We start from the raw sequence: 13,733 nt of genomic DNA, 5'->3' as shown, positions 1-13,733 counted from the left end.
CGTTTTGAGGTCAAACAGGTTGACGGGTCGAGGTGGTGAGGTGTCGCAGAGCGTCGGGGCCGTACGGTTCCTCGGCGAGCATCGGGATGATTGCTGTGCGTCGGGCGAGTTCGGTGATGCGTTCAAGTTGTTGGTGTTCGGCGGCAGCGCGTGCCCGCAGCAGCGGGGATGTCGGTCTGGCCGCGGCGAGGGACGCGTTGACGACCCACGCCCACGGATGGATTCCGGCTCGTTGGAGGTCGTCTTGCAGCTCGGTAGCTTCGAGGACGGGGGTGGTGTCCGGCAGCGTCACGATGATGACCTTGGTCAGGTCAGGGTCGCGGAGCCGCATCAGCGGTGTCGTGTAGGTACCGGTTTCGCCCATGCTGCGTGCAATGTCGCGGTGGTAAGACCCGGTAGCGTCCATGAGCAGCAACGTGTGACCGGTTGGGGCCGTATCCATGACGACGAACTGGCGGCGGGCCCGGTTGACCAGGTGAGAGAACTGCCCGAAGACTGCGACTTCTTCGGTGCAGGGTGACAGCAGGTCTTCGACCAGGCGTGCTCGACCGGCCTCGTCGAGCTGGTTGCCTTTGCTGGCCAACACCTTGTCCCGGTACTCCTGGGTCGCGACGTGTGGGTCAATGCGGGACACCGTGAGGTTGCCGACGACCTCGTGATCAAGCACTTCGTCAAGGTGCGCCGCGGGGTCGGTGGTGGTGAGGTGGACGGTGTGCCCGCGATCAGCAAGAGCGATTGCGATGGCCGCAGCGACGGTGGTCTTCCCGACGCCGCCTTTGCCCATGCACATGATCAGGCCGTGGTCGGTCGTGGCGATTTCGTCGATCAGAGTGGCGAGCGAGCCCAGATCGACCGGCTGCTCGTCTTCGATGCCATCCACGACCTCGGCAGCATCCGTGCGGAGCAGCGCGCGTACCGCGTCGATACCGACGACAGTGCGTGCGCGCAGTGGCACCGTGGTCAGCGGCAATCGGCGTAGTGCCTCGGGCATCGCTGCGATTGCGCGGTGCTCACGTTCGCGGACGGCGTCGGCCAAGGCGTCGGCCTCACCCACGTCGCCTGCGGGAAGGAGGGCGTTGATGACGAGGTGTTGCTCGGTGATCCCGATCGTCGCTAGTTCGGTGCTGGTGCGGGCTGCCTCACGCAGAGTGGACTGTTGGGCACGGGCGACCAGCACGAGCCGGGTTTGAGCGGGGTTGGCGAGCCTACGGACAGCGTCGGCGTACACGGCGCGGGTGCGGTCCAGCCCGGCCATCGGTCCGAGGCACGACGCATCACCCTTCCCGGCATCCAGGAATGAGGTCCACTCACCCGGCAGTTGCAGCAACCGGATGGTGTGGCCGGTGGGTGCGGTGTCGAATACGACGTGGTCGTACCCGGCGATCCGTTCGTCATCGGCGAGGTAGGTGGTGAACTCGTTGAACGAGGCGATCTCGGTGGTGCACGACCCTGACAACTGTTCGGTGATCGAGTCCAGGGCGGTTTGAGGCAACACGTCGCGGACCGGGGCGATGATCTTCTCCCGGTAGGCCTCAGCAGCCTCGTTGGGGTCGATCTCCAGCGCGTCCAGGCCGGGTGCCTGAGGCACCGCTGTGATCTGGTCACCGACGGTGAGGCCGAAGACCTGACCGACGTTGGACGCTGGGTCGGTCGACACGAGCAACACCCGCCGGCCCTGGTCCGCCAAGGTGACAGCGGTGGCGCAGGCCAAAGACGTTTTACCGACACCGCCCTTGCCGGTGAAGAACACGAACCTGGGCAGCTCGGTCAGGTATGGAAACGAGGTCATCAGGCGGGTTCCTTTCAGCAGCAACCGGCTTCGGCGTCTGGGCCGCACCCACCACGTGGTGTGGACGCGGTCAGGCCGAGATCGGTCACGCCAGTAGGCAGTTTGCTGGACGAGGTGATGGCAGCAAACCTGGTCAATTCCGCCCGGCTGGGATAGCGGCCCGTCACAACAGTGACGCCGTCGACCGTGGTCAGCGGCAGACCGGCTGATCCTGCGACGCGCAGGAAGTCTGCGACTGCCGGGTCCGCGGTGAACGCGGTCGGGTCATTGGCCAGGTTGTGCCGTTGGAGATCGGCACCCTGGTTTTGCAGGTGGTCCAGGTCGGCGGTGAATCGGACGAGGTCGTCGTCCAGTTCGGGCCCACAGACCCCCGTGTTGCAGCACAGAGCGGGTTCGTACACCCGCACGACCGGTACGGCGGGCCCAGTGAGTTCGGCGATAAGCGCGTCAATGCGGTCGGCGATGTCGTCACGGATCAAACGCATCCGCTCGATCCCGTCGATGCCTCGCGCCGATGGTTCATCGGTGCTCCAGACCTCGATCGACCCGGCCATGCCCTCAATCGGGTCGACAGTGGCTTCGCTGCCCAACACCACGACGCGATCCACACGGCGCAGCAAGCCTTCGTCGATCAGCTTTGGATGCTGATCGGCCATAGACCCGCCGCTTTCTTCAATGACCTGAGCGGACAACCCATTGACCGCGTCGCCTGGGTGGGTGCCGGCGGAGTGCACTTCGATGGACTCCCCAGCGCGGTGGCGCATCAGGGCGGCAGCCATTTGCGACTTGCCACCGTTCTTCACGCAGACGAACAGCACGGAATGGCGGTCAGCCATGAGAGGCCTCCGGGGCGATAGCAGGGGTGGGGGTGAACCGGGAGCGCAGAGCAAGGGCCACATAGACGAGAGCGACGAGCACCGGCACCTCGATGAGTGGTCCGACGACTCCAGCGAGAGCCTGGCCGGACGTGACACCAAAGGTTGCGATCGCGACGGCGATGGCTAGTTCGAAGTTGTTCCCGGCGGCGGTGAAGGCGAGAGTGGTGGTGCGTTCGTAGCTCATTCCCAGGCCCCGGCCCAGCAGGTAACCGCCGCCCCACATCAATACGAAGTACGCCAGCAGCGGCAGCGCGATCCGGGCCACGTCGAGCGGCTTGGAGGTGATGTTGTCGCCTTGCAGAGCGAACAGGATCACGATTGTGAACAGCAGCCCGTACAGCGCCCACGGGCCGATCTTCGGTAGGAATGATCGCTCGTACGCTGCGCGGCCCCATCGCTTTTCACCGATGCGGCGACTGAGGTATCCCGCCAGCAACGGCACACCGAGGAAAACCAGCACCGAACCAGCGATGTGCCACGCAGAGATGTCCAGGTTGGCTTGGTCGAGGCCGAGCCATCCAGGCAGCACCGACAGGTAGAACCATCCGAGTGCGGCGAACGCAATCACTTGGAAGACCGAGTTGATCGCAACCAGCACAGCCGCGGCTTCGCGATCGCCGCAGGCTAGGTCGTTCCAGATGATGACCATCGCGATGCACCGAGCCAGGCCCACGATGATCAACCCGGTGCGGTATTCGGGCAGGTCAGGAAGGAAGATCCACGCCAGAGTGAACATCAGCGCGGGGCCGACCACCCAGTTCAGCAGCAGACTCGACCCCAACAGGCGACGATCGCCGGCGACCGTGTCGAGCCGGTCGTAGCGAACCTTCGCCAGCACGGGGTACATCATCACCAGCAACCCCAGAGCGATCGGGAGGGAGACGCCTTCGACCTCGACTGCACTGATCGCCGACCCGATGCCCGACACGATGCGGCCGAGCAACAGGCCGGCGATCATCGCGGCGATGATCCACACCGGTAGGAACCGATCCAGCGTCGACAGTTTCGTGGTGACCGTGGCCCGCTCGGTGGACGAGTCGATCTGTTGCACCTGCGTCATGCCCGCACAGCCCGAACGATCGCGGCTTGGGCGAACTCGTGCACAGCGTGGGTGTAGCGGATCTCGACCTCAGTCCACCCGGTGCTCTCTAGAGCTTGGCGGTAGTCGGTTTCGGTCAATGCGCCCGCGATGCAGCCAGTGAAGGCGGTCATGTCAGCCCGGGTGACCTCGTCCATATTGTCGGCTGCGATTACGTCGGACACCGCGAAACGACCGCCCGACTTGGTGACTCGAGCGGCTTCGGCGAGTACAACGTTCTTGTCGGCGGCCAGGTTGATCACACAGTTGGAAATCACCACATCGACGGTGGCGTCCGGCAATGGGATGTCTTCGAGGTAGCCCTTGATGAACTCCACGTTCTGGACACCGGCCTCGGTCGCGTTGCGACGCGCAAGCTCAAGCATCTCGTCGGTCATGTCCAGGCCGATCACTCGACCAGTAACACCCACCCGGCGGGCGGAGATCAGCACATCACCACCGGCACCGGACCCGAGATCCAGCACAGGGTCACCCGCGTGCAAGTCGGCGACAGCTGTGGGTACCCCACAGCCCAGCGAAGCGTCGACCGCCGCGCCGCCTTCGCCCGCGAGGTCTGCGTCGTACAGGTCGGAGCCGAACACGACAGTGCCGTCACCGGTGACGTTGCCGTCGTACACGCTGGACCCGCAGCACCCACCGGCGGATACCGAGCGGGCCGACTCGGCGTACCGCTGCCGTACCTGTTCGCGAATGTCGGCCTGGTCGGCCATGTCACAACCTCCACTGAATCGATAACTGTCGATACAGTGGAGCCTGGCGCATTGCTTCGACATTTGTCAATATGGGGTCATGACGAACTCCGCGCCCGCTGTTGAACCAGGCTGCTGCGTCCCTAGCGACGTCGCGGGGATGTGTGCTGCCGACGCCGAGGACACTGCGGCGCTGCTCAAAGCAGTGGCCGATCCGGTGCGCCTACGCCTGTTCACCCGGATCGCAGCAGTGGACGACTCACTATGCGTGTGCGACATCCAAGACGTCGGCGTCTCACAGCCAACGGTTTCCCACCACCTGAAGAAGCTGCGCGAGGCTGGCCTGGTGGATTGCGAACGGCGTGGCACCTGGGTTCACTACTGGCCTACCGAATTGGGCGCTCGTCTCAGCCGGGCCGTCACCTCGTTGGCGGGCGAGCACATCGGTGCATGAGTCAGGTCTGGGCGCGGCCCGAGCCGGTTCTGTCCACTGAGTTACTGAGCACGGCTGCTGCGATCAACGGCAAAGCCGTCGCTTCGGCATTCGGAAACCGCCCACGCCAACCCCGGCGATGCATCGCCGGGGTTGGCGCTGAGGTGGAGGTGGGCTCGAAGTACCAGTGGACGCGCTGGTTCCCCGCTTCACACGTGTGAGTGATGAGCGAGCGAATGAAGGCGGGACAGTCGGCTGCGGTGATGTCATCACGTAGGACCTGCCGGCGGGCGCTGCGTAGGAAGTGCAGCCATTCCGGTCGGTTGGGCTCAACACCCAGCACGTCACGGTGGTACTCATGAAGCCAGTTAGCCACCTCGTTTTCGTCCAGGTCTTCTTCGCAGGATGCAAGGACGGCATCGATGGCCTGCCGACGCACGAGCGCGAGGTCAGACCGTTCTGCGCGCAGGCTGTGTTCCTGGATCGCCCGACCCTGTGGAAGAGCGCAGGCGGGGTTGCTTCAAGGCGGGGCCCACGTCAGCGGGCCGCCATCTTCTTCACCGGCAGCGTCCTCGATGCAACGCCGGATCTCTTGGAGCAACGCGGTGACTTCTGGTCGATCCACGAGCGATACATGACGGTCCGCGTGCTCGTTCGGCACCGAGGGGATGCCAAGGGGTGCAGGTGCCAAGCGAACGTCGCCGCCGGTGTATGTCGCCCAGAACAGCCGCGCCCATTCGCGCGAATCGATCCCTGGAACTGGGCTTCCTGCTTGCGCCACGATGCGGCTGGTGCAGGATTGAACCCATTCACCGTCGAAGGTTCGTAGCCGACGCTTGTGATAGTCGATGGGCGGAGGATCGGCAGCGAGCCGCACCGCCACTTCCTCTAGTTCTTGATGCAGCGTGTCCCACAGGTCCCGCTTTTGTAGCCATCGCAAACGTGCCGGGGGTCTGGTTCGAAATGAGGCCGGTAGTTGGTTCTCGATCGCGAGATACTGCCAGGAGCGGTTAGACCCAAGTCGTCCCAACAACAGGGCGTCTGTGGCTCGATCAAGGTCGTCCTTGCGCAGATGCTCGGAGATTGTGCCAGGCCAAAGCATCTGCGGTATCCACGCCAGCGACAACTCCCGCTCTCTCGGGGTCAGGCCCTGGTTCGGGCGTCGCGTCGCATCTGTGGGGTAACCCGGTCGTCGACTGGCCGTCCGGTACGTCAACTGCTTGCTTGGGGACAACGTGGCGACGTTTGCGCTCAACACGATGTGGGTCAAGATCGGGTTGTGTGTTGTGTGGGCTGCCGCACGGCTCGCGTACAACGGAGCCTGGCGACTATGCCGCCCGAGAGCCCGAAGCAAGTGTTCGTTCGCTGCGAACGGGTCGGTTTCGCTCAGGATCGCCACGCCGTCGTACATCCTGCTCACCTGCCACTGCGGATCGGCACCCAGCGAGTAGGGGCTGCCGCCGTCACGCGGGTCAGACGCACTCAACACTTCGAACAGGAGTGCCAGGACGTCGGGGAATGGGAACTCCTGGTCAAAGAGCGGCCATCGAATGTCAGTCTGGGCGTCGGCATCAATCAGTCGATTGATCAACTGCTGGGTGTTCACGGCGGACTTCGAGGCGACCCCTTCATCGGTGACGCTGTTACAGAGGTCGAAACCACACCGTGGGATCCTTCGCCGTGGTCCCTTCTGAACACCCTTCAGCAGGCGTGCACACTCCCAGCCTGGCGCAGAACTGTCGAGCCACGCACGCGACGACCACGGTCTCCCAGTGCATCCAGGGCATTCGGTGCGCAGATACGCCTCGTGCTCCAGACAAACCATCGACAAGGGTTGCTGCCAAAGGTGCTTCCACCCACCGCCTCGATCGGCGAGGCATTGTGGACAGAACCGTGACCCGGGCTTGTTCCGCGCGTGCAACGGTCGGTACTCCGTGAAGTATTGGTCGAGGGCCGCCTTCGAAGCCAGGCTCAGCGCACTTGGTTCAAAGAGTCGCTGCTGCGGTAGACCCAGCGCGTCGCAGAGTGCCTCGTGGTGACCGGCCAGTCCCGACTGGAAGTTCTGAAGTGTCCATGCGCTCACGGTGATGCCCATGGATGCGAACAGGGAACGCACCCCCATCTGGTACCGGTGAGCGAATCTGACCGCCCAACTGGCAGCAGGCTCATCGTCGAGGGGCAGCACCGCGATTGGTAGACGTTGTGGATCGAACCCGGCAACGACGGGGCGAAGCTCACCGCTTGAGGATGCGCCCCCGTGTTGCGGTGAACGCTGCGCGTTAGCCGGCGCGGGCACTGGTCTCTGCTGCGTTGTCACCGGTGGCAGCGGCGAGCACCTCGGCAGTGATTTGTTCGACCCCGCTGCGGATCGCGACATAGCTGGCACGATCCAGCAGGTTGGTCAGTGACCCGATGTGGCCCTGGGTGCGGCGATGGAGTTCTTTCGCGTGACTGACCAACATGCCGGGTGCGGCGTTGAGAAGGATCAGATGACTTTCCAAGGTGGACAAAAGCTGGACCCACGCTCGAAATCCCGCGTCGGAGCTGATCGAGAACGGGGCAATCGGCACTCTGGTCGACCGCCGAGACGTCTGAGCGTAGGACGCGTCCTCTCCGATCAGTCCTTCGTCGAAGAAGCGTTTCTCTGTCAGTCGCACACCCACGTAGATGAACGTGACCGGCATCTCGTTCGCGAGGCCTTTGAGGTGGTTGCTGACGTCGCGACCGTTGCGGTGCTTGAAATCGATGAAGTGAATGTCATCGATGATGATCAGCTGAGTTTCGCAGGATCGCACGCAGTCCACCGCCAGAGCGCCCAGCCGTGACGTGCTCGCACGCGTCGCGCCCGGATGGCCGTAGAACGACAGGATCTTCTGGTTCAACCCTTTCAGGGTGATGCCCGCATCCAACGGCACGAACGCCACAGGAAGCCGCTGGTGATCCGCCTGCGTGGAAGGGCCATGGCGTCGAAGAGTGCGCCGGTGAAATTCACGCGCGTAACGCGTCGCGATCGTGGTCTTCCCCAGCGCTGGTGCGGCATCGATCACCACCGAGCCGCGCAGACGGTCGCCATCACGGCGATTGGACGCCATGACCTGCTCGATGACCTCGAACGCATTGCTCAATTGGGCTGTCTTCACCGCGGGTGGGTTCGCGTTCCACACCATCCGCGCTTCGTCATAGTCCTCACGTTCATCCTCCGAAAGCCCTTGAAGCTCGCTCATGGTCAGTCGGTCGAGCGAGGGCGCGCTGCCGACTGCGCGAACGCGTCCCAACCATGCTTCGTCGCCATGTTGAACCGCTTCGGCTCGTTGTCATGCAGCCACTTCGCCCAGGTGTTCATTCGTCGAACACCTGAAACGCCTCACCATCGGGATGGTTGGCGTAGTACTGGTCGAACACATCAAGGTCGTCGACGACGTTTCGCGACCCACGATTCCGAAGGTGAGCGGCTAGATCAATCACATCCGGGATATCGCTCTCGGATGAATCGAGCTGCCCTCGATGATCACTGGTTGACGCAGCAAGCCGCTGGGCGACGTTCTTCTCGCGACGACTCGTCACCGCCTTCTTGCTGTACCGATGCAACAAATCGCCCAGAGCCGCCGGCGCGTCTACATGGCGGTCCGTGTGGCGAGACAACTCGCGGGTGTAGTCGGCAGCCTCAGCACTTAGTGGGCTCTCCAGTCCCGATGCGTGTTCCCACGCGAGAGAGTGCCATGTGAGCGTTGCAGGGTCTTGGAAATAGACGGCCCTGACGTCATCGCGATCCACCATGATCGGCCATTTTCCCGCGTGGACACCGCCATGGGCAGACTTCGTCATTCGATACAAGTTGAGGCCTGAACCGTCATAACGTCGCCCATCGACCTCAACGCCGTAATGCTGAATCGTACGCCAGGCGACGTCCAGGAACTCCATCCGCAGGTCGTCCGAGGACGGTAGCCGTAGCAATCCCGCTGCTGATATTCCTCGCGCAAACATCTCCGTGGGCGAAAGCTCGACGTTGGGCAGGATGGGGTCACACAGGCCCTGATGCGGAGAGTGATGGTAAATCCCAACCCACTCGCGGATGATGGCTTCCAGGTCGCTGACGAAGTAGAACGTCTCGCGCTCAACGTTCTTGCCGCGTGAGTAGATGTCCGGCCCCTTGTACGCCGGTAGGTGTTCAAGGAGTTGCTGCCGAAGGGTACGGAAGAACCGCTCTATTGTCGGCTTATCGGTGGGTTTGTGTGGGATCGCTGGCTGAATGTTGATGCCCAGCCGCTGACAGACCGAGCGTGTGTGGTGAGACAGATAAACCTTGCCGTGGTCGACCACGATCGTGTCCGGAAGCGCGCCCGTGTCCTGGGTGAGGATCGACTCAGGTACGCCCGCGTACGGTCCGCAGCCTTCGCCGATTTCGCTGACTGGACCCCAGGTCTGAGGGGTGACAACTTGGTACAGCACCGCAGCTACGTCGTGGGACTTCGTGGAGATTGGCCGCAGTGCAAGACCCAAGATGCACCGCGAGTAGAGATCCATCGCCACGGTCAGCTCTGTGTTAACCCACCGATTAGTGACGGGCTCCATCGCGAAGACGTCCAACCGTGTGGTGTCGAGGACGACATACTGTCCCGGCCGGTCAGCGCGTAGACGGCCCATAGCGCCCTGAGGACGTTCGGCGACTGAACGCCTCTGCTTCGCAGCCCCGAACGTGTATCGCCCCTTATCGAGTTCTCGGAGGCGCTTGTATGCAACAGCGCGAGAGGGGACAACACCGTCAGGATGGAGGTTGAGGAAAAGCGCGTTTGCCTTAGCGATCACAGTTCCGCGCGTGGGGTTCGATTTGTCTCGAAAACTCGCCAGTGATTCTCTGCATGCCAAATCCCACTCGGGGCTCACCGCAGAGGTTCGTTTCTTGAGTAGGCGACTGTCGAGCAAACCGACCACGCCACAGTCGAGATAGCGCTGTCCTCGACGATATGCAGTCCGAACCGCAATCCCGAGCTCGTCGGCCGCAGCCTCATAGCGGTCGTTAACACTCTTTTCCGAAGATGACGCGATCAATCGTTCGTAGACCTCGGCCTCACGCTCGATCGCGGAGCGTTGCTTGGTCGTCAGTGATCCGAGCCGGATGGCGTCGAGTTCGGCTCGCTCTGATGGCTGCGAAGATGTGCTGAGCGGGCTCGCGAGGCCAACGAGTGCGGGTGCATGCACCCGCACCAGCCTCTCGGCCGAGCGCAACACGACGTTCATGCCGTCTAGTTCGACGACAGTCCACGCGGCTCCCGCGTACCACATCTGTTGGCCCACAGATGTGTCCAAGACTTCAGCCGTCATGCAGCAGCACCTTCCTGAACACGCAGCAAGGAGCCCGAGCTGAGCGGGCGGCTGAGTTCAATCGTCACGTGACCGGACCAGATGAGTGCGGCGAGGGCAACTTGCAGCGAGGAGTCCCGTCCATCAGCTGAGGTGGCTGCACCCCAGGTCAGACCGTCTCGGACTACCTGTCGCGCTCGAACAAGTGCTTCGGCGGGCAGTCGGTCGGGGCGTCGTCCAACCGCAAGGAACTTGATGTTCCTCAGAACATGGGGGTCGGCCCCACTGAACACCTCGTATCCCCAGCCGCGCTCATCACACCACCGACGAGTCCAGTCGAACTGCGCTTTCACTTTGGGAAGATCCAGGAACGCGGAGGGCTTCACGTCGACAACCGTGACCCTGTGATCCGGTGACATCAGCATGAGGTCTGGAACGTGGGACCTCACGACGTCACCGTCGCTTCCTATGGCCTGGAACGGCTGAGTGGTGAGGCTGCCCACCGCAGGATCGAAATCGGCGAGCCAGAGTCGGTCCAGTTCCAACAGGCTTTCGTAGACGTGCACCCGCCCCGTCGTCGCGGACCAAAAGAACCCCGGATAGCTGGTGCGCCCGGGGTACGAGGGCGGCGTCCGGATTGGTAAGCCACCGACGATGGCGTCAGGTCGTGCGAGGTCAAGGGGCGTCTCGACCTCGTCCCCGGCTGCGGTGCAGTACCTCAGCGTGATCCCATGCGCCGCCATGGCCACGATCCTGCATCACTGACACGTTGGGAAGACTACTGACACGCCGCTGACAAGAAGTCGAGACTACTGACAAGTTATGCGAGAACCGACAGTGACGGTCCCGCCGAAGAATCTTGCTCAGACCGGAACAAAGCGGGCTGAATCAAAGTTGAGTCTAGTGAACGCAACTTTGCGGAGTAGGGGTTTGACAACTCCCGCGAAGCGGAGTTGAGTCGGTACCAGTCAACCTCGCACTGTGAGGGGCACGAAGAACCGGCTCCTCGGCGTACTGGATATCAACGAAACAAAGGAGCACCACTCATGGCTCGTGCGGTAGGCATCGACCTCGGCACCACCAACTCAGCTGTCGCTGTCCTGGAGGGCAACGACCCCGAAATCATCGCCAACGCCGAGGGCGGCCGCACCACGCCGTCCGTCGTCGCGTTCGCGAAGAACGGCGATGTTCTGGTCGGCGAGATCGCCAAGCGCCAGGCCGTCACCAACGTCGACCGGACCATCCGCTCGGTCAAGCGCCACATGGGCACCGACTGGACCACCGAGATCGACGGCAAGAAGTACACGCCGCAGGAGATCTCGGCGCGCATCCTGATGAAGCTGAAGCGCGACGCCGAGTCCTACTTGGGCGAAGACGTGACGGACGCGGTCATCACCGTGCCGGCGTACTTCGACGACGCCGAGCGTCAGGCCACCAAGGAGGCCGGTGAGATCGCGGGTCTGAACGTCCTGCGCATCATCAACGAGCCGACCGCTGCGGCCCTGGCCTACGGTCTCGACAAGGGCAAGGAAGACGAGCTCATCCTGGTCTTCGACCTCGGTGGTGGCACCTTCGACGTGTCCCTGCTGGAAGTCGGCAAGGACCCCGAGGACGGCTTCGCGACCATCCAGGTTCGTGCGACCAGCGGTGACAACAAGCTGGGTGGTGATGACTGGGACGACCGGATCGTGCAGCACCTGCTGACCACGGTCAAGAACACCACGGGTGTCGACCTGTCCAAGGACAAGATCGCCATGCAGCGTCTGCGCGACGCCGCGGAGCAGGCCAAGAAGGAGCTCTCGTCGAGCACCAGCACCAACATCTCGCTGCAGTACCTCAGCATGGGTGAGAACGGCCCGATCCACCTGGACGAGACGATCACCCGCGCTCAGTTCGAGCAGATGACCAAGGACCTGCTGGACCGCACCAAGGCGCCGTTCAACCAGGTCATCAAGGACGCCGGCATCAAGGTCGACGACATCAACCACATTGTGCTCGTGGGTGGTTCGACCCGTATGCCCGCCGTGGCCGAGGTCGTCAAGGAACTGACGGGCGGCAAGGAAGCCAACAAGGGCGTCAACCCCGACGAGGTCGTCGCCGTCGGCGCGAGCCTGCAGGCCGGTGTGCTGAAGGGTGAGCGCAAGGACGTCCTGCTGATCGACGTGACCCCGCTGTCGTTGGGCATCGAGACCAAGGGCGGCCTGTTCACCAAGCTGATCGAGCGCAACACCGCTATCCCGACGAAGCGTTCGGAGGTCTTCAGCACCGCTGAGGACAACCAGCCGTCGGTGGAGATCCAGGTCTTCCAGGGTGAGCGCGAGATCGCCAAGATGAACAAGCCGCTGGGCAACTTCGAGTTGACCGGCATCGCCCCGGCCCCCGTGGCATCCCGCAGATCGAGGTCACCTTCGACATCGACGCGAACGGCATCGTGCACGTGTCCGCCAAGGACCGCGGCACCGGCAAGGAGCAGTCGATGACGATCTCCGGCGGGTCCGCCCTGCCGAAGGAAGACATCGACCGGATGGTCCGCGAGGCCGAGGAGCACGCCGCCGAGGACAAGAAGCGTCGTGAGGAGACCGAGGCCCGCAACACCGCGGAGAACCTGGTCTACTCGACCGAGAAGTTCCTCGCCGACAACGGTGAGAAGGTTCCGGCCGAGACCAAGGACGAGGTCACCAAGGCCGTCGAGGACCTGAAGGCTGCGCTCAAGGACGAGAACACCTCCGCAGAGGACATCTCGGCCAAGACAACCGCCGTCAACGATGCCTCCCAGAAGATGGGCGCCGCGATGTACGCCGCGTCCCAGGCTGAGGCCGAAAGCGCCTCTGCCAGTACCGAAGGCGCTGCCGACGCCGGTACGCCGAGTGGTGACGACGACGTCGTCGACGCCGAAGTGGTCGAGGACGACGAGGACACCAAGTGACGGACTCCGTCAACAACCCTGGGGCCTCGGACCCTCGCGACAGCGAGGAGTCCGAGGCCACCGGGCCGGTGGTCCGCGACAAGCGGCGCCTGGACCCGGAGACTGGCGAGGTTCGGCGGCCCGAGCAATCGGCCGCCGACCTGAAAGCGGCGGACGCCGCCGCTGACACCGAGGGTGTCCACCCCGACACGCTCCTCGCGCAGGAGCGGCTGGAGGACCTGCAGCGACTGCAGGCGGAGTACGTCAACTACAAACGGCGGGTCGACCGGGACCGTGACACGCACCGTGAAGCCGGTGCCATCGGGGTGCTGGATTCCATGCTGCCGGTGCTGGACGAGATCCATCTCGCCCGCCAGCACGGTGACCTGGAGGGCTCGCCCTTCGAGAAGATCGCCGACAAGCTCGACGCGGTGCTGACCAAGCACGGACTGGTGCAGTACGGCGCGGTGGGCGACCCGTTCGACCCCACCGTGCACGAGGCCCTGATGCACATCCAGGCCGACGTGCCCGAGGGCTCCGAGGGCACCACCGTCGTGCAGGTGATCCAACCGGGTTACAAACTCGGTGACCGCGTGCTACGACCTGCGCGGGTCGCGGTGGCAGATCCGGCGTGATTCA

General features: G+C 63.4%; 11 protein-coding genes and 2 pseudogenes. 3 read left to right on the top strand and 10 right to left on the bottom strand.

The window, feature by feature from the left end; translation table 11 throughout:
• Window positions 1–10 precede the first annotated feature (10 nt).
• Genes arsA through arsM form a run of 4 tightly spaced genes read right to left on the bottom strand, consistent with a single transcriptional unit; the run spans window position 11 to window position 4,476 of the window.
• Window positions 11–1,789 carry an arsenical pump-driving ATPase gene (gene arsA, locus ACFQBT_RS17235; protein WP_377822851.1) on the bottom strand — a complete coding sequence of 593 codons (1,779 nt, stop codon included), beginning with the start codon at window positions 1,787–1,789 and terminating at the stop codon, window positions 11–13.
• A 14-nt stretch (window positions 1,790–1,803) separates the two neighbouring features.
• On the bottom strand, window positions 1,804–2,625 hold the full coding sequence (arsD, locus tag ACFQBT_RS17230) for an arsenite efflux transporter metallochaperone ArsD (protein WP_109686915.1): 822 nt from the start codon (window positions 2,623–2,625) through the stop codon (window positions 1,804–1,806).
• Window positions 2,618–3,727: an ACR3 family arsenite efflux transporter gene (arsB, locus tag ACFQBT_RS17225; protein WP_172461500.1), complete on the bottom strand. Its 1,110-nt coding sequence runs from the start codon at window positions 3,725–3,727 to the stop codon at window positions 2,618–2,620. Before arsB ends, arsD begins: the two co-directional genes overlap by 8 nt.
• Complete coding sequence (gene arsM, locus ACFQBT_RS17220) at window positions 3,724–4,476, bottom strand: arsenite methyltransferase (RefSeq protein WP_109686914.1); 753 nt, start codon at window positions 4,474–4,476, stop codon at window positions 3,724–3,726. Before arsM ends, arsB begins: the two co-directional genes overlap by 4 nt.
• Before the next feature lie 139 nt (window positions 4,477–4,615).
• Here arsM and ACFQBT_RS17215 point away from each other — a divergent pair, with 139 nt between their 5' ends.
• Window positions 4,616–4,909, top strand: coding sequence for an ArsR/SmtB family transcription factor (locus ACFQBT_RS17215; RefSeq protein ID WP_377822848.1), 294 nt, complete (start codon window positions 4,616–4,618; stop codon window positions 4,907–4,909).
• A gap of 1 nt (window position 4,910) precedes the next feature.
• Here ACFQBT_RS17215 and ACFQBT_RS17210 read toward each other — a convergent pair whose 3' ends face one another.
• The 6 genes and pseudogenes from ACFQBT_RS17210 to ACFQBT_RS17185 form a co-directional block, all read right to left on the bottom strand.
• The gene (locus ACFQBT_RS17210) at window positions 4,911–5,327 is read right to left on the bottom strand and encodes a hypothetical protein (protein ID WP_109686910.1); all 417 of its coding nucleotides are present in this window, start codon (window positions 5,325–5,327) and stop codon (window positions 4,911–4,913) included.
• Window positions 5,328–5,408: 81 nt separating this feature from the next.
• Window positions 5,409–6,494, bottom strand: a complete 1,086-nt coding sequence (locus ACFQBT_RS17205) for a hypothetical protein (protein WP_377825596.1) — start codon at window positions 6,492–6,494, stop codon at window positions 5,409–5,411.
• A 249-nt stretch (window positions 6,495–6,743) separates the two neighbouring features.
• Window positions 6,744–7,265, bottom strand: a pseudogene (locus tag ACFQBT_RS17200) (TniQ family protein); the annotation flags it as partial.
• Complete coding sequence (locus ACFQBT_RS17195) at window positions 7,168–8,112, bottom strand: TniB family NTP-binding protein (RefSeq protein WP_377822845.1); 945 nt, start codon at window positions 8,110–8,112, stop codon at window positions 7,168–7,170. The gene ACFQBT_RS17195 and the pseudogene ACFQBT_RS17200, both read right to left, overlap by 98 nt.
• A 115-nt stretch (window positions 8,113–8,227) precedes the next feature.
• The gene (locus ACFQBT_RS17190; protein WP_109686906.1) at window positions 8,228–10,210 is read right to left on the bottom strand and encodes a DDE-type integrase/transposase/recombinase; all 1,983 of its coding nucleotides are present in this window, start codon (window positions 10,208–10,210) and stop codon (window positions 8,228–8,230) included.
• Window positions 10,207–10,932 carry a TnsA-like heteromeric transposase endonuclease subunit gene (locus ACFQBT_RS17185; protein ID WP_109686904.1) on the bottom strand — a complete coding sequence of 242 codons (726 nt, stop codon included), beginning with the start codon at window positions 10,930–10,932 and terminating at the stop codon, window positions 10,207–10,209. The genes ACFQBT_RS17190 and ACFQBT_RS17185 overlap by 4 nt, the downstream gene beginning before the upstream one ends.
• 303 nt (window positions 10,933–11,235) lie before the next feature.
• Here ACFQBT_RS17185 and dnaK point away from each other — a divergent pair.
• Window positions 11,236–13,115, top strand: a pseudogene (gene dnaK / locus ACFQBT_RS17180) (molecular chaperone DnaK).
• Window positions 13,112–13,729, top strand: coding sequence for a nucleotide exchange factor GrpE (locus tag ACFQBT_RS17175; RefSeq protein ID WP_377824581.1), 618 nt, complete (start codon window positions 13,112–13,114; stop codon window positions 13,727–13,729). The pseudogene dnaK and the gene ACFQBT_RS17175 overlap by 4 nt, the downstream one beginning before the upstream one ends.
• Window positions 13,730–13,733 lie beyond the last annotated feature (4 nt).

The sequence above is a fragment of the Branchiibius cervicis genome (assembly GCF_042661605.1).
In the GTDB taxonomy this organism is placed as follows: domain Bacteria; phylum Actinomycetota; class Actinomycetes; order Actinomycetales; family Dermatophilaceae; genus Branchiibius; species Branchiibius cervicis.
Note: the sequence above shows the minus strand (reverse complement) of the source record. Positions and strands in the feature narration are given on the sequence as shown.